Annotated in this window: 19 protein-coding genes and 1 pseudogene; 7 read left to right on the top strand and 13 right to left on the bottom strand. The window is 32.3% G+C overall.

Translation table 11 applies throughout. The features are described from left to right. The 4 genes from ACFX4G_RS27140 to ACFX4G_RS27155 all read right to left on the bottom strand — a co-directional run. On the bottom strand, positions 1-1,266 hold a 1,266-nt coding region (locus ACFX4G_RS27140; RefSeq protein WP_377578105.1), incomplete at its 3' end, for a YheC/YheD family endospore coat-associated protein. Between the two features lie 70 nt (positions 1,267-1,336). Further along, positions 1,337-1,576, bottom strand: a complete 240-nt coding sequence (locus ACFX4G_RS27145) for a hypothetical protein (protein ID WP_377578109.1) — start codon at positions 1,574-1,576, stop codon at positions 1,337-1,339. Between the two features lie 884 nt (positions 1,577-2,460). Then, entirely contained in the window at positions 2,461-3,006 is a 546-nt protein-coding gene (locus ACFX4G_RS27150) for a hypothetical protein (protein ID WP_377578112.1), read from the bottom strand. A 663-nt stretch (positions 3,007-3,669) separates the two neighbouring features. Next, on the bottom strand, positions 3,670-4,350 hold the full coding sequence (locus ACFX4G_RS27155) for a hypothetical protein (RefSeq protein ID WP_377578115.1): 681 nt from the start codon (positions 4,348-4,350) through the stop codon (positions 3,670-3,672). Positions 4,351-4,776: 426 nt separating this feature from the next. Between ACFX4G_RS27155 and ACFX4G_RS27160 the strand changes: the two genes are divergently transcribed. From ACFX4G_RS27160 to ACFX4G_RS27180, 5 genes and pseudogenes are all read left to right on the top strand, one after another. Continuing rightward, a complete protein-coding gene (locus ACFX4G_RS27160; RefSeq protein ID WP_377578118.1) occupies positions 4,777-5,268 on the top strand; it encodes a hypothetical protein in 492 nt (163 codons plus the stop codon). Positions 5,269-5,651: 383 nt separating this feature from the next. Then, positions 5,652-5,810, top strand: coding sequence for a hypothetical protein (locus ACFX4G_RS27165; RefSeq protein WP_377578121.1), 159 nt, complete (start codon positions 5,652-5,654; stop codon positions 5,808-5,810). Between the two features lie 1,073 nt (positions 5,811-6,883). After that, positions 6,884-7,375, top strand: coding sequence for a hypothetical protein (locus tag ACFX4G_RS27170; protein WP_377578125.1), 492 nt, complete (start codon positions 6,884-6,886; stop codon positions 7,373-7,375). A gap of 426 nt (positions 7,376-7,801) precedes the next feature. Then, positions 7,802-7,906: pseudogene (locus ACFX4G_RS27175) on the top strand (YjcZ family sporulation protein); the annotation flags it as partial. A gap of 273 nt (positions 7,907-8,179) precedes the next feature. Then, positions 8,180-8,362, top strand: a complete 183-nt coding sequence (locus ACFX4G_RS27180; RefSeq protein ID WP_057237971.1) for a hypothetical protein — start codon at positions 8,180-8,182, stop codon at positions 8,360-8,362. Positions 8,363-9,027: 665 nt separating this feature from the next. Here ACFX4G_RS27180 and ACFX4G_RS27185 read toward each other — a convergent pair. Then, positions 9,028-10,190 (bottom strand): IS3 family transposase gene (locus tag ACFX4G_RS27185; RefSeq protein ID WP_377578128.1). Its coding sequence is split into 2 segments (ribosomal slippage): positions 9,028-9,938 and positions 9,938-10,190, totalling 1,164 coding nucleotides; the frame shifts between segments, so codons are not numbered across the junction. Between the two features lie 1,813 nt (positions 10,191-12,003). On the opposite strand from ACFX4G_RS27185, the gene ACFX4G_RS27190 reads away from it, so the two are divergent. Next, entirely contained in the window at positions 12,004-12,459 is a 456-nt protein-coding gene (locus ACFX4G_RS27190) for a spore coat protein (protein ID WP_377578131.1), read from the top strand. A gap of 209 nt (positions 12,460-12,668) precedes the next feature. Here ACFX4G_RS27190 and ACFX4G_RS28225 read toward each other — a convergent pair whose 3' ends face one another. The 7 genes from ACFX4G_RS28225 to ACFX4G_RS27220 form a co-directional block, all read right to left on the bottom strand. Further along, a complete protein-coding gene (locus ACFX4G_RS28225) occupies positions 12,669-12,980 on the bottom strand; it encodes an SPW repeat domain-containing protein (protein ID WP_483879944.1) in 312 nt (103 codons plus the stop codon). A gap of 360 nt (positions 12,981-13,340) precedes the next feature. Then, complete coding sequence (locus ACFX4G_RS27195; protein WP_377578134.1) at positions 13,341-13,670, bottom strand: hypothetical protein; 330 nt, start codon at positions 13,668-13,670, stop codon at positions 13,341-13,343. Between the two features lie 332 nt (positions 13,671-14,002). Next, complete coding sequence (locus tag ACFX4G_RS27200; protein WP_377578137.1) at positions 14,003-15,070, bottom strand: YheC/YheD family protein; 1,068 nt, start codon at positions 15,068-15,070, stop codon at positions 14,003-14,005. A 1,134-nt stretch (positions 15,071-16,204) separates the two neighbouring features. Then, entirely contained in the window at positions 16,205-16,627 is a 423-nt protein-coding gene (locus tag ACFX4G_RS27205) for a hypothetical protein (protein ID WP_377578140.1), read from the bottom strand. Continuing rightward, positions 16,627-16,884 carry a hypothetical protein gene (locus tag ACFX4G_RS27210; protein WP_033580886.1) on the bottom strand — a complete coding sequence of 86 codons (258 nt, stop codon included), beginning with the start codon at positions 16,882-16,884 and terminating at the stop codon, positions 16,627-16,629. Before ACFX4G_RS27210 ends, ACFX4G_RS27205 begins: the two co-directional genes overlap by 1 nt. Before the next feature lie 277 nt (positions 16,885-17,161). Further along, positions 17,162-17,545: a helix-turn-helix transcriptional regulator gene (locus ACFX4G_RS27215; RefSeq protein WP_377578143.1), complete on the bottom strand. Its 384-nt coding sequence runs from the start codon at positions 17,543-17,545 to the stop codon at positions 17,162-17,164. 114 nt (positions 17,546-17,659) lie between these two features. After that, positions 17,660-17,827: a YlcI/YnfO family protein gene (locus ACFX4G_RS27220; RefSeq protein WP_377578146.1), complete on the bottom strand. Its 168-nt coding sequence runs from the start codon at positions 17,825-17,827 to the stop codon at positions 17,660-17,662. Positions 17,828-18,137: 310 nt separating this feature from the next. Here ACFX4G_RS27220 and ACFX4G_RS27225 point away from each other — a divergent pair, with 310 nt between their 5' ends. Next, positions 18,138-18,371, top strand: a complete 234-nt coding sequence (locus ACFX4G_RS27225; RefSeq protein ID WP_377578149.1) for a hypothetical protein — start codon at positions 18,138-18,140, stop codon at positions 18,369-18,371. Positions 18,372-18,532: 161 nt separating this feature from the next. Here the strand turns inward: ACFX4G_RS27225 and ACFX4G_RS27230 are convergent, their stop codons facing one another. Then, entirely contained in the window at positions 18,533-18,760 is a 228-nt protein-coding gene (locus ACFX4G_RS27230) for a spore germination protein (protein WP_377578152.1), read from the bottom strand. Between the last annotated feature and the right edge of the window lie 381 nt (positions 18,761-19,141).

A 19,141-nucleotide genomic window follows, 5' to 3' on the forward strand; every position in this document is an offset into this window, starting at 1 on the left:
TGGCTGCGGTGCTTGCTGTGGCTGCGATGCTTGCTGTGGCTGCGGTGCTTGCTGTGGCTGTGGTGCTTGCTGTGGCTGCGGTGCTTGCTGTGGCTGCGATGCTTGCTGTGGCTGCGGTGCTTGCTGTGGCTGTGGTGCTTGCTGTGGCTGCGATGCTTGCTGTGGCTGCGGTGCTTGCTGTGGCTGTGGTGCTTGCTGTGGCTGTTTAGTTAAAGCGAGATAAGAAGCATATTCGATTGGTCTAATCAAGGAATGATCCTGAATTGATCCACGAAAAGGAAATGGAAGAGGATTAATCTCAAAAATCCATACATGTCCATTCTCGTCCATCCCTAAATCTATTCCTAAATCCCCCATATGGTATCCAGATTTATCTAACATACTGCAAATCTTCATTCCAACGTTAATAACAGACTTTTCTATTTCTGCTTCCTTTTCTTTATCCACAGTAAGTGTTTTTATAAAATTACTAATAGAATAGGCTGTTACAAATTTAGGAATAACATGGCTAATGTTAGATGCTACTCGAACTAGTATCATAGATACTTCCCATTGACCTTTACTGTTTTTATTCATATTAATCCGGATATCGGTTGCATTTTTGGAGCTTTTTACTGTTTCAATTCCTTGTTGTAAGATATAACCTCCAGGAGCTAGCCTTGGTAAAGTCCAGTCCTGAAACTTCTGATAGGATTTAAACCTTTTCTCTTTCATTTTATTTTTTTCTCGATAGAAAATTTCGATATTTCCTTTACTTTTCAGTTTCACTCGAAAAATCCCTCTGCTATTATGAGCATGAGAGACATTAATAGGTTTTAAAAAGATATCTCTGTATTGATATAAAAAAGGATAAATGTTTGTTTTGTTTACTAACTTCCTGGTATAGGGAAGGTGATTTCGCAACTCACTATCCCTTGCCAATAAACTCCAGCATTCCCATTTATCAAATATGAAGCTGTTAAATACTTTACGACCAATAACTCTTTCAATCTGTTTTATAACATTATTGTCTACATAACATTGTAAGTAGATCACATCCGGTAAGGGATATACCCCTTCTTTTCGCTTAATCTCTCCCCCTATTTTCTCCCAATAAACTCCTTTCACATTACGTTTTGATAAGTTTAGATCCTCAATATGAAATGTGATAAGAATAGCGTTATCAGGATACTTTTCAAGTCTTTCCCTTGCTAGCTTTTCAAATAATGGTTTGACCAAGGATACGCAAATTCCTATAAAAGGAATACTTTGTTTATACTGGTTCATAATAATCACTCCTAAAAAATCCACCTCTTTGGGTATGAGGTGGATAAGCTGGACTAAAATTATATTTCTATTATACTGTTACTTCTACAACACTAATTGTAACTGTATTCCCAAGAACAGTAAGGGTAATTGGACCAAGTGTTGGACAAGGAATTCCTGCTAAAACAAGATCACCTATAGGGGCAGGGAAGGGAATGGTAACGCCAACTAACCCTGTACCATTTTCTGGAACATCTACAACAAGAGTCACTCCTGCTGCTGTTCCGACAGTCACTGTTGCTGTAACACGACAAGTTAATACTCCACCCATGTTATATCACCTTTCTTTCATTTTTTTATTGTTTTTGGAGGATGGTGACAAAACTAAAACGTGGTTAACGTAATTGTGGTTTTATCATTATTAATTATCCTCACCTAAACAGCTTATGCAACCAATAGAAAAAGGAAAGGGACAAACGTTCATGTTTTTCTTTTTTTAAACCATTTAGTTGAAAAACTATAGATATTTCAAAATAAGGTTTTTATTAATATACTTATCTATAGAAAAAAAGAAAGTACCCAGGAGGGAATGTAATTAGTAACAAACTGAAAAACCTTGTAATAACCCCCCCCAGTCTAGAAGTAATTGAAAACATTATTGGTTTAGAATGGAAATCAAAACAGTCTAAACCTGATTGTTTCATTGACCTTCTCCGCAGTATTATTGAGATTTCTTGCTACTGAATATAAACGTACAAATACACCAACTCATGTGAAGTAATAACTTTCCTCAACAGAATATTTGAATAGTTTCTTATTATATTAGAGCTTTTCCTCTAACATTTTAAATATAATTCACACAACATAGCTTTTTTAAAATGATACATAGCAAGATCATGAATACACAGCTTCAAATAAATTCTAATATATGATTGTATGGATACTATTTCATATGAGTTACCGCATATGTATAAAAGGTGCGCTTTATATACATCTATTTTATATTTACTCATCCGCAGAGTACTGTTATATAGAAAATGTATAAAGAGTTGCACACTAAAGAAAAAAGCCTTTTCTAAAACCCTTGTCTCAAGGGTTCTTTTTATTGTTTTTCAATAGAAGTAATTACACAATTTAAACACAGAGAAAAATAATAACCATAACACCTTAATTTTTACAAAAAAAATGAAAACATTGTACTTTTTACTATGTTTGTTATCTGTACAAATTACCTGTATGAGTGCTATTACTAACTGTTGCAGTTGCTGCAACACCAGTTGGAATGCTAACTGTATAGTAGTAATTTACTTCTTCCTCATCGTCAGTGAAAACATCGACAAATTCTAGGGGTACAGAAAAGGTCATGTTAGCATTAACCGATACGGTATGCACATAAATTGTTGGACTTAAGAGTGGATTATACTGGGGATTTATTACTTTGTGGATTTTAAATGTAATAGTCTTTGGTGAAATAGCACCAACCGTAACTGTACTTGAACCACCTAAACTGACAAGATCGCCATTAAATACTTCTTTAAATTTTACCAGTCCTATTATTTCTTCACCAGAAGGATCTGTTGACGTAGAAGTAAGAACTACTGACCCTGCTTGATTAAAATGGGAAAAATCTGCAACCGTTCTGCTAATTTTCTTTTCTTTATGAATTTCATAATGGTCATCTGGGTAACAACCATATTCATGGTCATCTTGAGCATACCTTTTTTTACGATTAGGGTTACAATTTTTTTTATGATATCCCATTTTCTCACCTCCCTTTCTTAATCATGAGAACACACCTCAAACATCATTCTATGAAGATACAATTAAACTGGTCGCACGTAAAAACCATTTTTTATAAATTTCTGTTTTAAAATAAAAATATTCATGCTGATTTCTTCTCTTTTTATATTCTGTCAGCTGATTTTGCTGAATACTTGTTTATTTATCTATAAAAACATGATTAAAGGCAACTGGATAGTACTCAATTGATTTTAATAAATGATAATGCAAATTGTGTTAACTATACTGTGATACATAATATACAACTTCGAATTATTTTGTATGGGGATTATACCGTGCCATTTTATTTGATAGTAAATCCAGCTCGAAATTAGTCGCTTCATAAAAGTGAATACATATAATGAAGTTGAATTGTAGGGAGAGGTTATATCTATTGTATAGGTGAGAGTGTTCAATAAACGATTTACTTCATTTACGCTACTTTCTTCACATAGGATTTGACTTTAGTAATAGATACCTTCTTTTCATATTGAATAGCATGCGCAATCATTTGATTTATATCGTTCTTATGTTAAAAGTGACTACCCTGAATGTGGAGACACAAGATTAAAATCAGGATATCTGAATCAGGTTTAGACGATAATAACGTGAGATCTTATGCAATATATATAAATCCTCATATTGTTATTTGCCAAATAAACGAGCAAAAAAGCTTTTATGGTGTTCTTCTTCTTTTTCTTTTGTAGCTGCAATTTCTAATAGCTGTTCCTGGTTGTGTTTTTGTGATTTGCGTATGTAGTCCATCATTTCTTTGTCTCTATTATTAATTTGGTTACTTATTCTTTCTGCCAAACGTTCTTCTAATTCTTTTAATTGTTTGTTCATCTGTTCTTGTTCTATTTGTCTTTTCTCTTCAGATGTTTTCAAAGCCTCTTTATAATGATCTAGCATTTCTAATAATTTATTATTAATGGACTGTTGCTGTTCAAACTGTTCTTTCATTGTATTTAATATGATATCTGTTGTGTGATTATTATGTTTTTGATGAACAGTTAGCTCACGGTTATTTTCTTCTTTTTTTGAGTGTTCTTCTTGTGTGATTGATGAGGAACGGTTCCTATCAAACCCTTTTACAACAGTCATTGCAGCTATTTCTAATGGGAGTTTTTTCTCTTGAATAGCGTATTTTAAGTTTGACAATAAAGTTTGGTCAGTAACAGAATAGTAACGCTTTTTTCTGTTATCTTTTACAAACTCATAACCATACTTTTCTACTTCAATACACCATTTTCTAATATTACTGGAAGTTGTATTTAATCGCTTGGCCATTGCTTCAGCGTTTATTGTATCTTGCTTGATATTCATACTTGGCCTCCGTTCCTAATATGTTATCTTCGTGCTTTCTATATGATACAATTTTATCTAAACAAATTCGAGAGGACTTGTTTATCTCCTTTTATTTAGTAGAAATTTAATGTATAAAAAATAAATATTCTATACATTAAATTTTAGCTTGGCCGTTATAAGAATGTTGTTAAATCAACAATGTATAAAATCCCGTATAAATTAGAAAATGTTAAAGTTAACAACCCCTTGGCGGCCAAGGGGTTGTTTTTTTATGTGTACCAGAAAGAGTGTTTATGTTAACTACTGTTGTATATCGTATACAGCCTAAAAATAGAAAAATTAGACTTATAGTTTCTATTTTTTTGCACAAACACACTGTCAAAATATTCCTATATTACATAAATTATAATTTAAAAATAAAAAAGGAAGGGAGAAGAGTTAAGGTTGAGTGATTTTTTGTCTAAGAAAGAGATAAAATCTATTAAATTATGGCTATCAAAAATGCATCATTATAAGAATAGCAGTAAAAGTAAACGGGCTAACAAAGCTAAAAAAATCTTAAATTTGAAATACAAAAAGCTTGGTAATGGTCGTCAACGTATTGCCTATGATCTTAATAATGGATATGTATTAAAAGTAGCTCTTACTCGGTCTGGAATTCAAAATAATAAAACAGAATTTAAAATATATAAACATTGTCGAGCTGGTTTACGAAAATATCTCTGCCGAGTGAAAGAGGTTGGACATGGTTGGATCATAATGAAAAAAATGAACATTGAAGTTCCTAATAAAATATATAACAAAAAATTACCTAAATTAAAAAACAAATTTCTAGATGCTGGACTCAAACCTAGGGATATGGGTAATGGTAATGTAAGGTTATCTAAAGAAGGTAAAATTACTGTCGTTGATTATGGGAATTTTATTATGTATTGAAGTGAATATAGATGCTGTAGTTGGTTATGCTCTTGGTCTAGAATCTAATTATTACCAAGCTTATTAGGTCCATTTGTTTACAGGATGATAAAACTTAGTGTTTTTTTATAAAGTGAAACTTTGCAATGATAAAGTTTGGATATTTTCTAAGATAGAAAAAGGCATCAGATACTTTAGGATCATACCTAAAATTGTTTAGACAAGCGTGGATATTGCAAAGAAATTTTTAATTTAATAGAGGTAAGAGGCTATTAATTGAAAGGCTAAAACTAGATTATATGATCATTTTTTATAGAAATGCTCTATAAGTAGGCGTTTAGCTTGTACCAATTTTATTTTTTTTCATATTATGTAGCATCTCTATTATTGAGGAGGTGATTTACGTGGCCTATGGTAAGGGAAAAAAAGTTATTCGTGTTGAAAAAGTGATTATTAAAACAGATAAAGTAATTATTAAAAAAGATGATAAAAAACACAATAAAAAACACAATTCTTATAACAAGCATAGAAAAAATGATAACAGAGGACATTGTTGTTGTTAATTCTAGCTTTATTTTAAATTAATCTAGATAATTTACCCTGTTGTTTAATAACAGTAATTGAACAGATATAAAAAGACATTGGTTGAAACTTAGCCAATGTCTTTTTTATTATTGGGTCCTTTATATATCTATTATGTTTTATGTATACCTTTTATGATTGTCGATAAAATTACATTATGTTAACTAACTTTGTATATGATATACAGCATAAAAACAGAAAAACTCCCCCAATGCGTTAAGGGAGTTTTTCTGTTTTTTTAGGAGTTAGCTAAATGATGATCCAGTTCATCTTGAGTAGTTTTTCTATAATTTTAAACTTTATACTCATAAAGGAAACCAAGACTTTTTCAAAATGGTGAATTTGTCTAGGACAAGTATATATAAAATGCATATACTGTATTAGTCTATCACCTTTATTATCTTGTAAGAGTAGTTATGGTAAACAAATCATCCTTCTTTCGACAAGGCACGTGTGAGTTACACAGCAAAACCTATTTCTTGGGGCAAAGTAGGTTTTCTGTTTACATAGTTCAAAAAATTCTTATGCCAAAAGTTTTCTCTTTGCAGTGGGGTCGCTGAAAAATCCATTATGTTAACTAGAGATGAATAGGATATACAGCCTAAAAAGAGAAAAAACTACCTTTAACCAAGGTAGTTTTCTCTACACAAATTTATTGTTAGGACGATGTTTTGTAACATTATGAGTAGTTTGCTCAAATTTTTAAATGTTATTCATAATGGACAATTCACTTAAAGTGGGCTACTGAATATAATTAATTTGGTAGTTAATATAATCTTTCCTTTAATTCCTTTCAAAGTACACTTATTACACACCAAAACCCTCTTCAATCATTGAAGAGGCTTTTGGTACCGAGAAAAATCCATTATGTTAACTAACTTTGTATATTCTATACAACATAAAAACAGAAAAAACTCCTTGGTGTGGTAGGTTGTTTTTTCTTTAGGAAAGATCAAGCTTATAGTTTCTGTTTCTTTATACAAACGCCCTGTCAAGGAATTCTTCTATTGCATAAACTATAATTTCAGGAAAAAAAAGGGAGGGAGAGTTAAGGTTGAGTGTTTTTTTGTCTAATTGGGATATACAATCTATTAATTTATGGCTATCAAAAATGCATCATTATAAGGATACAAGTAAAAGTCAAAGGGCTAACGAATCTTACATAATCTTACAGTTGACATACCAAAAGATTGGTAATGGTCGCCACCGTATTGTCTTTGATCTTAATAATGGATATGTATTAAAAGTAGCCCTTACTAAGAAGGGGATTCAATGTAATGAAACGGAATTTAAAATATATAACCATTGTCGAGCTGATTTACGAAAACACCTCTGCCGAGTGAAAGAAGTTGGACATGGTTGGATCATAATGAAAAAAATGGACATTAAAGTTCCCGTTGAAATAAGTAATAAAGAATTAAACCCATTAAAAAACAAATTTAGCGATGCCGGAATCAAGCCTAGGGATATGGGTAATAGTAATATAAGGTTATCCAAGAAAGGTAAAATTACTGTCGTTGATTATGGAAATTTTATTATGTATTGAAGTGAATATAGATACTGGAGTTGGCTATGCTTTTGGTCTAGAATCTAATCAATACCGAGCTTATTGGGTTCAGTTTTGTTCTGATAATAGTGATTATGTTAACTGACCTTGTATATAATATATAGTTTTAAAAACAGAAAAACTCCCAGGCGGAAGGGAGTTTTTCTGTTTTTTAACAACTGCAAATCCGTTAGGGAGGGTAACTGATTTACTGGGATTCAATGGGATGGTTCATTCATTCTATGTAAAGTAATCTAAAGGGTTTATATATATCTACAAAAATCCTATTATTTCTACCAGTGCAGAGTATGGGCGAGCATTTTTACTTTTTATACATATCTTAAAAGTATTAAGCATGTAGGGGGTGGAAATATGGGCTTTGGAGGTTACGGTGGCTGTGGTTATGGCGGCGGTTACGGCTATGGCGGAGGCGGCTTTGGTGGCGGCTTTGCTTTAATCGTTGTACTATTCATTTTATTAATCATTATTGGCGCTTCTTGTTTTGGAGGAGGCTTTGGTGTTGGTTGCTAATAATTAAAAATCATCTTTCTTTTAATTATTATTTACCTTTATTTCTCATTTTGAAAAGTTAGCTTTATGCTAGCTTTTTTCTGCTACATTTATTTGATTAAAGGACTGATGCCTCACGGCGTCCTGAGTAGTTTGCTCAAAGTTCAAATGAAAAATTCTTAATTTAAGTCCTTAATATTAAAAACTATACATAAAGTGTAGGGATGGGAAAATCATTCTGTCTTTGGGCCTCAACTCTCAAAATAAGTTAGAAAGTGAGAGGGGATGATAAGGTTGAAGAAAACTTGGATCATTACACAAGATGAGAAAGATCAATACTTTGTTGATACTATAAATAGAATTCAGAAAAATGTTGAAGCCTTAAGGGAAATGGCAATAGAGACCAAGGAACAGAGTGTTGAAGTATCCTGTATGAGGATTTTGAAGGATTTGAAGGCTCTCAAAATTTATAGATAAATAAGCATCTTTCAGGTGCTAAAGGTTGGTTATTTTGTTTTGCGCCTAGCCACAATTTTCATTATGTTAACTAAAAATAAATACTATATGCAACTTAAAAAAACAGAAAAAACTACCTTAGAGTTAGGGATAAGGTAGTTTTTTCTGTTTCATGTTCATAGGACTTTTACGTTTTTGCATAGAATATTTTTATGAATTCAAAAGAAAAGGGAGATGATTTAGTGCATCAGCGAATAGAAACCAGAAAAGAGATACAACTCTTGGATTCTGAAATTGATTTGTGTAATCAGATTAGAAAATTATTGCTTGAAAGGGGTCAGAGATATTTAGAATCTAAACAAGAATATACGGAATACGAAGTTTTACAAATTGCTTTAAATAGACTAATGAATGAACTAACTTTTAGGTATTAAAAGTCTTAAAAATGATCTAAAAATATATAAAATATAAAGGATATAAATATTGTGTGGAATGCTAAATAATAAATTTATCTAAGATAGAAAAAAGAGAAGGTCAGAAATGTGATCTTCCTTATTAGTTTATAGTTTCCGATAATCACATTATGATAACTACCTTTGTATATCATATACAGCTTAAAAGCAGAAAAAACTACTGTGGTTTGAACTGAACCCAAAAAGTTTGGACTTGTCAATATTTATTGGACACTAAGTTAAGATACTATGATGAATAGGCTTTTCGTATTCAATAGGGGAAAGATAATGCAGAGAAGAATGCATTCTTTTGGTATTGTAATAGAGCTCTATATATTTAAATACTTCTTTTCGAGCTTGTTCTGGTGTCGTAAATTTGGCACCATGAATGAGCTCTCTTTTTATGGTCTTATAAAAAGATTCCATTAACGCATTATCATAAGGATTTCCTTTTCTACTAACACTTGAAACAGCACCATACTTTTTCAATATGGCTTGAAAATTACTACCTGTATATTGGGATCCCTGGTCTGTATGGATAATTAATCCTGTTGGAGGATGTTCTTTGTTATATCCTTGTAAAAAAGCGTCTATCACAAGAGAATCTTTCATCCGTGTACTCATAGACCAACCACTCACTTTTCTCGAGTACATATCCACAAATACCGCAAGGTATAAAGTGCCCTTTTGAGTAGGGATATAGGTAATATCACCGACCCATATTTTATTTCGTCCGTCTGTGTGAAAAACTTGATTTAAGAGGTTGGGTCTTTCTATAGAAGGTGACTTTTTATTATAACGTTTATAGCGATACCGACTTCCTTTCGCATACAGGTTCATTTGACGCATCAGTTTTCCTACTCTTTTTCGATTCACCTTGATTCCCTTCTTTTCAAGAACCTTTGTAATTCTTAAGGATCCATATCGCCCCTTATGTTCCTTAAATATCTCCTGTATTTCCGCACGTAACACTTCATTCTCTAAAGCCCTTTTAGAAGGTTTTCTCTGTAAATATTCATAGTAACCTGATCGTGAGATATTTAACGTTCTACAAGCCTTCTTGATGTTATATTTGTGTTTGTTTTCTTTTAAGAATTGAAATCTTACACATTCTTTTTCTTCAAGAAGACCCGGAACTTTTTTAATAAATCAAGCTCTTTTCTAAATTCTTCATTCTCACGCTGGAGCTTTTTCATTTCATACTGGGAATTATAAAGTGCGCTCCCACGGCCTGGAAACGCACTTTCCCCATATTCTTCATATTCACTTATCCAACGATATAGCGTATTAGGATGAATAGATAATTCTTTCGCAACCTCTTTTACAAATAGGTTCTCTTCCAGCACCAACTGAACGGCAGCCATTTTAAATTGACGATCATAAACTTTTCTACCCATAAACCGAATCACCTTTTTCTCTTAATTTAGTGTCCAGTTTATCGTACCATCTCCACCTCCAATTATTAGTTTTGTCTAACAATTGGGGTGCAGTTCAGGTTCAAACAGTAGTTTTTCTTTAATCCGATAGAAATTTATAGAAGACAAAGTAGCTAATGAAAGTTGAATGATCGATTTATAATATGCACATTAATGATAAGAGTGAGTACAAGTGCTTATTCTATACAAAATTTTCACCATTTTTATGTCTACTTCCTAGAAAATTCATGATAACTAAAAATGTATACGATATACAACTTAAAAAGAGAAAAAACTACTGCTTGGAGGTCATAAGTTTTGTCTCCAAAAGGCATCTTGAGTAGTTTGCCTATAAATTTAAACTTTATATTCATAGAGGTAACCAAGATTTCTTCAAAATAGTGACTTTTGTCTAGTACAAGTATATATAAAGTGCATATACTGTATTAGTCTATCATCTTTACTATCTTTGTAAGAGTAGTTATGGTAAACCATCCTTTTTTCGACAAGGATCGTATGATTTTAAACAGCAAAACCTATTTCTTGGGGCGACGTAGGTTTTCTGTTTACATAGTTCAAAAAATGCTTATGCCAAAAGTTTTCTCTTTGCAGTGGGGTTTCGGAAATCCGTTTTATGTTAACTAGGGCCTATATCATATACAACTTAAAAGGAGAAAGCTACTGAACAGGGATCAGTAGCTTTTTCTGCTAAGGAAGAAAATTAGTTGTAGATGCCTCACGGCTTCTTGAGTAGTTTGCTCGTTCTGTTTTTCTTTTGGCAAGACATCCCCCCTTCAGTGGCTCATATGTTAAATAATAATTGTGAACCAAATATTAGTGATCAAGGCCAAGTGGATAATACTGCAAACACTTAAATTTTAATAAATAATAATTTGTAAAAATATCCTTTTTGTTCACTTTCTTATTTGATGATTAATAGTAAAAAGCTTCTGGATGTTTCATTCGGAAGCTTTTTTATATAGGTGACAATAGTACAAGCTAAAAAAAATAAAGGAATAAAATATTTTATCTAGATTAAAAGGAGGGATAGATATGTGTTGTTGGAACAATATTTTCTTCTGTAGTTTCTGTGGTTGCAGACGTCGTCGCTGTAACCACGACAATAACTTTGGTGGTTGCTCTTGTGGTAGACATAATCATCATAACCACAATAACGATTGTAGTTGTAAGGATAATAAAAATAATCATCACCAAAAGCATAATTGTAACTGTAGAAAGAATGTTCATTCAAAGTATTAGTTTTATTAAGTTTATAGATAGGAAGGCTTGTTCATATATTTGAATAAGCTTTCTTTTATTAATGATCAAGTTCTGGCCCCTGATTTTTTGAGTTTAGTAACTTAGTCTTTTATCTTACCCAGATGATCTTTTTCTGTTTGAAAGATCCTTAGATTCTTTTTTAGTATGTATAGATCATCTTATTGATTTTTAATAGCTTTTTCAATCATAAATAACGTTACTGGGGCCTTCTTTGCAATGTCTAAAAGAACCTTAGCTGAGCCCTTCTGCGAGGATTCTATTTTATGATGCATTCAGGAGAGAGATATTGCGTTAACTAGAAATATATTGAAAATACAGCATGAAAAAGAAAATCATAATTCTATTTAAAATGTGCTATTATCTATTATCATTAACTTGCACATCCTTTTATTACATGAATATCCTATTATTAGGTGATACCTACTTTAAAATAGAATATTTTCATTTGATATTTTTGGTACAAGCTTTTTGTGATTTTTTATTTATATAAAAAATTTGAAGGAATGGTGAGTAAATGAGTAAACATAAGAGCAAGCACAAGCATCATCATAAACATGATAAGTGGTGTGCTTTAGAATCTTCTTCTCATCCAATTTTTGGTGATGTCAATCAATTAGCAGCTCAAAAAGCTGAAGCTTTTCAATTTTCTAAAGAAGATATCTTTATTTATGATTCAGAAAATGTAGAAATTAATACGACAGATACAAAAGTAGGGTTGTCAATTCAAGCAGCTTTACAGGCTGCTATTGTGGTTATTTTAACTATTTCTTTAGGAAGTAGTACAGAAGCTGATAAGGTAGCGCAAGAACTTTTCCAAAAATCCTCTATTAATCAAATTAATAAGCAACGTACAATTGTTAAAAACTCAAGAAATGTTAAAGTGACAACTACAGATACTGATATTGCAGCTAATATTCAAATTCTTATTCAGCTTTTAGTTGCTCTATTAATCAAATTAGATATCTTTTAAGCTTAAAAGTACAAGCCTTTGGTTTATTCAAAAGGCTTGTATTACATCTTACACTGTATTTTATATCAACTAAAATCATATATAATATACAGTGTAAAATTAGAAAAACTCCCAACATAAATAGGGAGTTTTTCTATAAATTAATGAGATTCTAGATTGAAGATGCTTCTTAGCAGTTTAAATAGTTTGCTCAAACTATGGGATGCTGTTCATTTTATCTTCAACCTACAGCTTTTGAGTCCATTAGTTCCTAAGTTCCATAAGCTAAATATAAGCTTAATTAAACCAAGGATTACGCTTGACCAAACCTCTCCATTTGTTAATGAATAAATAAATGGGAAAATTACAAACCAGACGCCAGTAATCACTGAAATCCAATTTTGCCACGCACTCCAACCAGGTTTGTCAAATCCCCACAATGACACGATAATCTGAATAATTCCAAAAAATGTACTTAATGACAAAGCTCCTGATTGATCTGCAAAACCAATAACCCAAGGTGCACTAGTAAAACTAGGCACCAATTAATGCATTTAACATACCTCTTGTTTTCATAATCAAATCTCCTCAATGTTTATAAAACCTTTAAAGGTTTCATTATTGAATTATATGCTTAGAAAATATTGAAATGAGATTATATGATAGTGGATAAAAAAAGAGAAAAATCAATCCGTCGCAGGTGAATTGATTTTTCTCAAAGAAAGACCAGGCTTATAGTTCCCGATTATATTTTATGTTTCTCATTTTGCGTTATTAATACCTATAAAATTCATCATAATAATTTAACATGTATATAATATACATGTTAAAAACAAGAAAGAGATACCCTTAATTAGATATGTTCTCGTAAAATATTAAAAACGCTTTATTTCAAATTCTTATTATGGTCCAACAGTTTCGTCACAGTCTCCAATAAATGTTTGGGAGGAAATAGGAGCAGTAAAAGCTGTTTGGAATACAGTATTGTCCTCACCCGTTGCCGTAATAATGATGGAAGCTATATCTGTTATTGGGTTAATTGTGTACGAGAAATCAACAGTAAAGTCGCCATCGAGTACATTCCCGGCAGCCTGTGCTGTTCCATCCATTAACGTAGCTATCGTGTTGTCAACACAAGCTATCGTTCCACGTCTTCCCTGTGTGAAATTAATCGTATTCCCCTCATTGTCTCCAAAATCGATGTCGAAGTTATTAACAGCCGGATTACACATTGGTCCTCCGGTAAAACATTGTTCCGCTGAAAAGTTTATCGTCCCAGTAAAATTAGTTACAGTTCCAGTAGGTCCTGTGACTGTAACTATTGCTGGAGCATCCCCACCTGAAATACCTAAACGAAACTTACAAGAACATGGTCCAATACCCATACTATCTCTCCTTTTTTCTAATTTATATCATTATATGGTGCAAACAAATTTATGTAAGGGCGAATAAATTAATATTTTCATATTATTTGGCCAAGTATGTAAATTTTTCTAATAAGATGAAAATAAAAGAGCGACTTTCCTCTAAAGTGAGTTTGACGCTCTTGATACTAATTGCATTTCTATTCTAAGGCAAGATAAGCCGAGTATTCAATGGGTCTAGTCAGTGAATGATCAAGAACACCTTTTAATGGATGCGGAAGGGAGTTTACCTCAAAAATCCATATATGTCCGTTTTCATCTATCCCTAAATCAATTCCTAGATCTGCCATATGATGACCACATTTGTCCAAGCTATGACAAATCTTAAATCCAATATTAACAAGAGTTTCTTCAATGCTAACTTCATCTATATTTTTATTGCTAGGGAACATTTTAGTTAAATTTTTTATGGGTTGGGCTGTTAAAACTTTTTGGGTTATATGGCTGTCATTTGAAGCGACACGAAGTAACAAAAGAGAGACTTCCCATTGACCTTGAATATTTTTATTCATATTTAGGCGAATGTCGGTGGCTTTTTGATAGCAAGTGATGGTTTGAATACTTTGTTGTATGATATAGGTTTTAGAAAGTTTAGGTGAAATCCAATCTTGAAATTTTTCATAGGATTCAAATGATTTTCTTTGAATGCTTTCCTTCTCTCCATAGGTCACCTCAATCAGTAACCCTTCTTTCTGTCTAACCCTAAAAACACCTCTACTGCCGTGTCCGTTCCTGTGGTCAACCGGTTTTAAAAAAATATCTTTATATACAGATAGTAGGTGTTGAAGAATTGTTTTATGTTCTAATTTTTGTGTGTATGGAAGGTAAGGGTTTAGTGCATCATCCTTCCTTAATATTTCCCAATATTCCCATTTATCAAATATGAAATTATTAAAAACTTTACGGCCGATAAGCCCCTCGATCTTTCTTACTATTTTAGGTTCGACATGACATTGTAAATAGATAACACTAGGAAGAGGGAAAACCCCTTGTATTTCATGAATTTTCTCCTTTTTTTTCTTTAAAGCAATTCCTTTTATCTTGCGATTCTTGAAATCCAAGTCGTCTATATAGAACTTTATGACGGTAATATCATTGGTATATCGTTCGAGTCTTTTCTCTACTAGTCTTTGGAATACTGGTTTTAGTTTAGATACACAAATTCCTATAACGGGATTCTCATGTTTATTCTGATTTATGATTATCACTCCCAAAAGTACATGAATTTGTAAAATGTTATAACTTTAAATTTAATGCGATTATGTAATATATATGATTAATTGCTTTTATATACTGGGTTAAAAGATAAAATTTCCTCTGGTTACTATGGTAATTTTTACTCTTTAAACTAAGGTATAAGCAACGTTGCAAAATAAATGAGTTGTACGGAAGGTAGAGCATAGGGGCAGGGTGAAAGAAGGAAATCGACGTCTTACTTATGATATTCCAGGAGGGTTACATAAGGAACTACGTTTTTTAGCTGTAGATCATGATACAGGTGTTATGAAATATGTAAAAGGGCTTTTAGAAGAACATCTGAAGAAAGTAAGAAAAGTAAAAAAAGAACACTTCCTCTGCAAAGAAAGTACCCTCGACAAATTCCATTTCATCATGACTAAGTATTTTTTCATATTGAATATCCTTGGGTCGAGCTTTTTTATTTGCTTGGTCTAATATCGTTCCTAAAGATAGATTATTTTCACTTTTTACATACCTATTAATTACTTATAAGGAGGTTATTAGTACATTATTTTAGAATATGTACATAAATATGTTTGATAAGGGACACATTCCGTTTCTTTATTCGAGAAACCGCCAAGCCGGCCAAAGGATAGGCGGTTTTTCCAATTTTATACTACATCCAACACTATCAATATTTTCCCTCTTTTTGTAGCTTTTCAACTAATTTCGCTAATAATTATTATCTACTCGTTGAGGTTTATAACCTATTCTGTCTATTAGAATACCTTCTATAACCTTCATAAGCTTTGCATAAAGTCCATATTGTTCTTCAGAGGAGTTTAAATTATAGGACTCTTATCAGCGCTTTTTAAGCGTTAGCATTAAATCATAAGCCTTTGTCCTTTCTTTACGTACTAAACGCAGCAAAACCAACAAATCATACGTATGAAAGCATGTAAGTTCATCAAAAGGCTTCTCAACGTCCTCTAAGACCACAAATTCTTTTAATTTCGGTCTTTTGATATTAAAGTAGCCCCACAAAAAGAGCAGCTCTCTTCTAATCCTTCTGTCCCACAATAACTACATATCAAGCTATATTTACCTCGTTTACTAAAACGAAAAGTAGGCTTAAGCCTACCTAGCTAGCCTTAAAGGCTATTTTAGCTTTTAGGGTATTCCTTATCTAACCGTTTTTGTCGTTGATTCACGATACGTTCTCCTACAACTTTTTTGGCAAGTTTAGTTTCTTCTAACTCTAGAAGATCCGTTGTCATAATTCCCTGATAACCATGGTGAAAATACAATCCATTCATGAATTCGATAAGAATTTGTGTGTTTTTATCAGCACTATTTGTTCCTAATCGAATTTTTTTAAGTTCGCTTTTTAATGCATCGTTTAGATTTTCACTAACGGTTTCCGTAATGTAGTCTAACGACCATTCTTTCTTTTTTTCTTCTCGATACTTTTTACAGATATCCATAATCGCTTCTCCTGGAAAACGAAGTTTATGTTCAGCCATATAATCTTGGATATATTGATCTGTTTCTTTATCAAGTGTAATCATACGTCGTTGTGTTTCCATTACTCCTCTACATCTCCCATCAGTTCGTATATCATGTCGTTCATCTTTTCAATTGATATCGCACATTGTTTCATCATTTCGATGTTCTGATGAATGATTGCTTCTAATCTTTTTTCTCTTTCTACTTGTTCATCAAAAAAAGCTAATACTTCAAATTGTTCTTTCAAGAATTGTTGACGAGACATCCCATTTTCTTTTGCTAGTGCATCAACTTTTTGCATAGCAACCGGATCAATATTTCGTAAAAAGATATCCATGAAATCATTCCTTTTTTATCAAATTGCAAAATTTCCAGTACGAGTAGAGAAGAGCATAAGGGGTTTTTGATATCACATGGCTGTGATATGCTGGGCAAAGCCCAGCAAAACAACGTTTTTACCTCGAAAAAAGTGACCCCATGAAAACTTCCAGTCTGTCGACCTGCTGTTGACCTAAAAAGTAAAAAAAGCACCTAATGTTGACCTAGTGTCGACATCAAACCTTACGCCTTTTTGCAAATGTTGACCTACTGCCCACTCAACGTCCACTCGACTTTTATGAAGTTTTAAGGAGTTTTTGAAAGATTTCTTGATGATAATTCGTGAAGTTTTGAGAAGAAGTCTGGATAGTTTTTTTATAAAAATCGATTGCTTCTTTCATCGAAGAAACGTTTAATTTTTGTAGAATGCTGCGTCTTTGATTCTTAATCGTGCTCTCTTCTTTGAACAAAATATCTTGCATTTCGGTGATGGGATGGCCATCAAGTGTAAGAGCAAAAACGTCTTGTTCAGATGACGTAAGTTGTTTCAAAAAAGGTTTTTCTTTAAGCATCTGACATTCTTCTTCAACACGTTTAAGACGATTTACTTCTTGTACTAAATCAGAAGCCACACTTAAAATATTTTCAATACCCATCAATAATTTTTCGGTTTGATCCATCATAAGACCCTCCTATTTTTTGAGGGCAACCCATGTTATAATAAAAGTCCTTACGAGTTCTACATGGGGTGCTTTCCTTGCCGGGAAAGTGCCCTTTTATTTCGTTTTTTTCTTCTACTTTTTTGAATCTTTAAAGAGTTCTTTTTCTAAAAGTTGAACAAGAAAATCTTTTTTGCTCACGCCTTCTTCAATACATCTCTTGGCAAATTCCTTAAACAGTTCTTCTGGGATATCAGCATTCAAACGCTTAAATCCAGGTTGCGTTTTAGGCATAAATTTCATCGCCCCTTTTCGAGTTCGCACTCATTTGAGTGCTAATTAAAATTTTAAAGGATATAATTACCATAGCCAACAATATTTTTTGAAAATTATTACATAAAAACCCTCTTACGATTTTAATAAGAGGGTTTTTATGGTTAATTAATTATCGACCTAGGCTCCAGCCAATTTACTTCAGGCCTTACTATTAATCTAGCATTATTGTAAGCAATTTCTAAAGTTAAACAAGTACAAGTAAAAGGCTTGCTCAATAAATATATGAACAAGCCTTTTACTTATAAATTAGCTAAAGTTAATAATTCGAATGACTATTATGTCCACAATTACATTTATGATTTTGGTGGTGATTATTATTTCTATCCTTGCAACTACAATTGTTATTACCATGATTACAAGAGTTATGATCGTTATTGTGGTTATGATGATTATGTCTACCACAAGAGCAACAACCAAAATTATTATTGTGGTTACAACGACGGCGTCTACAACCACAGAAACCACAGAAGAAAATATTGTTCCAACAACACATATATATCCCTCCCTTTAATCTAGATAAAATATTTTATTCCTTTATTTTTTTTAGCTTGTACTATTGTCACCTATATGAAAAAAGCTTCTGAATGAAACATCCAGAAGCTTTTTACTATAAATCATCAATCAAGAAAGTGAACAAAAAGAATATTTTTATAAATTAGCCTTTATTAAGGCTTAAGTGTTTGAAGTATTATCTATTTGACCTTGATCACTAATATCTGGGTCACAATTATTATTTATCATATGTGCCACTGAAGGAGATGTATTGCCAAAGGAAAAACAGGCCCCTACTGATTTTGAATTAGCTGTATGACTATTTTGAACGTTGTTACCTATATCTAAATTCGCGTTTTCTGTAACTCCATTAGCATTAAAGTTTTGAACATTAATATTGCATGGCATAAAAAGCATACTCCTTTATTATTAAACTTGCCCTGATATCGGCATAGAAGGGTTTGCAATTTGATCTTGGTCACTAAAGTCGGGATCAAAATTCCCATTAGCCATCCAAGACGTAGAAGGAGAGAAATATATGTTAAACCTTTTTTAATTTTTTTTACAGTTAACTCGAATAAACGAAATTTCAAACAGGAAATTCGAAACACAAGGATAAATTTTGATACTCTGAACAAACTATCCAAGACGCTCTGCAACGTCAGCTAACTATTGATTACCATTCATGAAACAGAAAAAACTACCCTATCACCGGGACTGACCCCATAGAGTGAGACAAATAAAAAAACACCTTTAAGTAAAAAACGGGTATGTAGTACCTAACAATAA

Origin of the sequence: Priestia sp. YIM B13486 (genome assembly GCF_042787865.1) — a bacterium.
In the GTDB taxonomy this organism is placed as follows: Bacteria; Bacillota; Bacilli; order Bacillales; family Bacillaceae_H; genus Priestia; species Priestia megaterium.

Coding starts and splice junctions, on each gene's coding strand:
- ACFX4G_RS27145 (WP_377578109.1), bottom strand. CDS start 1,576: ATGGGTGGAGTATTAACTTGTCGTGTTACAGCAACAGTGACTGTCGGA.
- ACFX4G_RS27150 (WP_377578112.1), bottom strand. CDS start 3,006: ATGGGATATCATAAAAAAAATTGTAACCCTAATCGTAAAAAAAGGTAT.
- ACFX4G_RS27155 (WP_377578115.1), bottom strand. CDS start 4,350: ATGAATATCAAGCAAGATACAATAAACGCTGAAGCAATGGCCAAGCGA.
- ACFX4G_RS27190 (WP_377578131.1), top strand. CDS start 12,004: ATGAGTAAACATAAGAGCAAGCACAAGCATCATCATAAACATGATAAG.
- ACFX4G_RS27195 (WP_377578134.1), bottom strand. CDS start 13,670: ATGTGTAATCCGGCTGTTAATAACTTCGACATCGATTTTGGAGACAAT.
- ACFX4G_RS27205 (WP_377578140.1), bottom strand. CDS start 16,627: ATGGAAACACAACGACGTATGATTACACTTGATAAAGAAACAGATCAA.
- ACFX4G_RS27210 (WP_033580886.1), bottom strand. CDS start 16,884: ATGGATATCTTTTTACGAAATATTGATCCGGTTGCTATGCAAAAAGTT.
- ACFX4G_RS27215 (WP_377578143.1), bottom strand. CDS start 17,545: ATGGATCAAACCGAAAAATTATTGATGGGTATTGAAAATATTTTAAGT.
- ACFX4G_RS27220 (WP_377578146.1), bottom strand. CDS start 17,827: ATGAAATTTATGCCTAAAACGCAACCTGGATTTAAGCGTTTGAATGCT.
- ACFX4G_RS27225 (WP_377578149.1), top strand. CDS start 18,138: ATGTCCACAATTACATTTATGATTTTGGTGGTGATTATTATTTCTATC.
- ACFX4G_RS27230 (WP_377578152.1), bottom strand. CDS start 18,760: ATGCCATGCAATATTAATGTTCAAAACTTTAATGCTAATGGAGTTACA.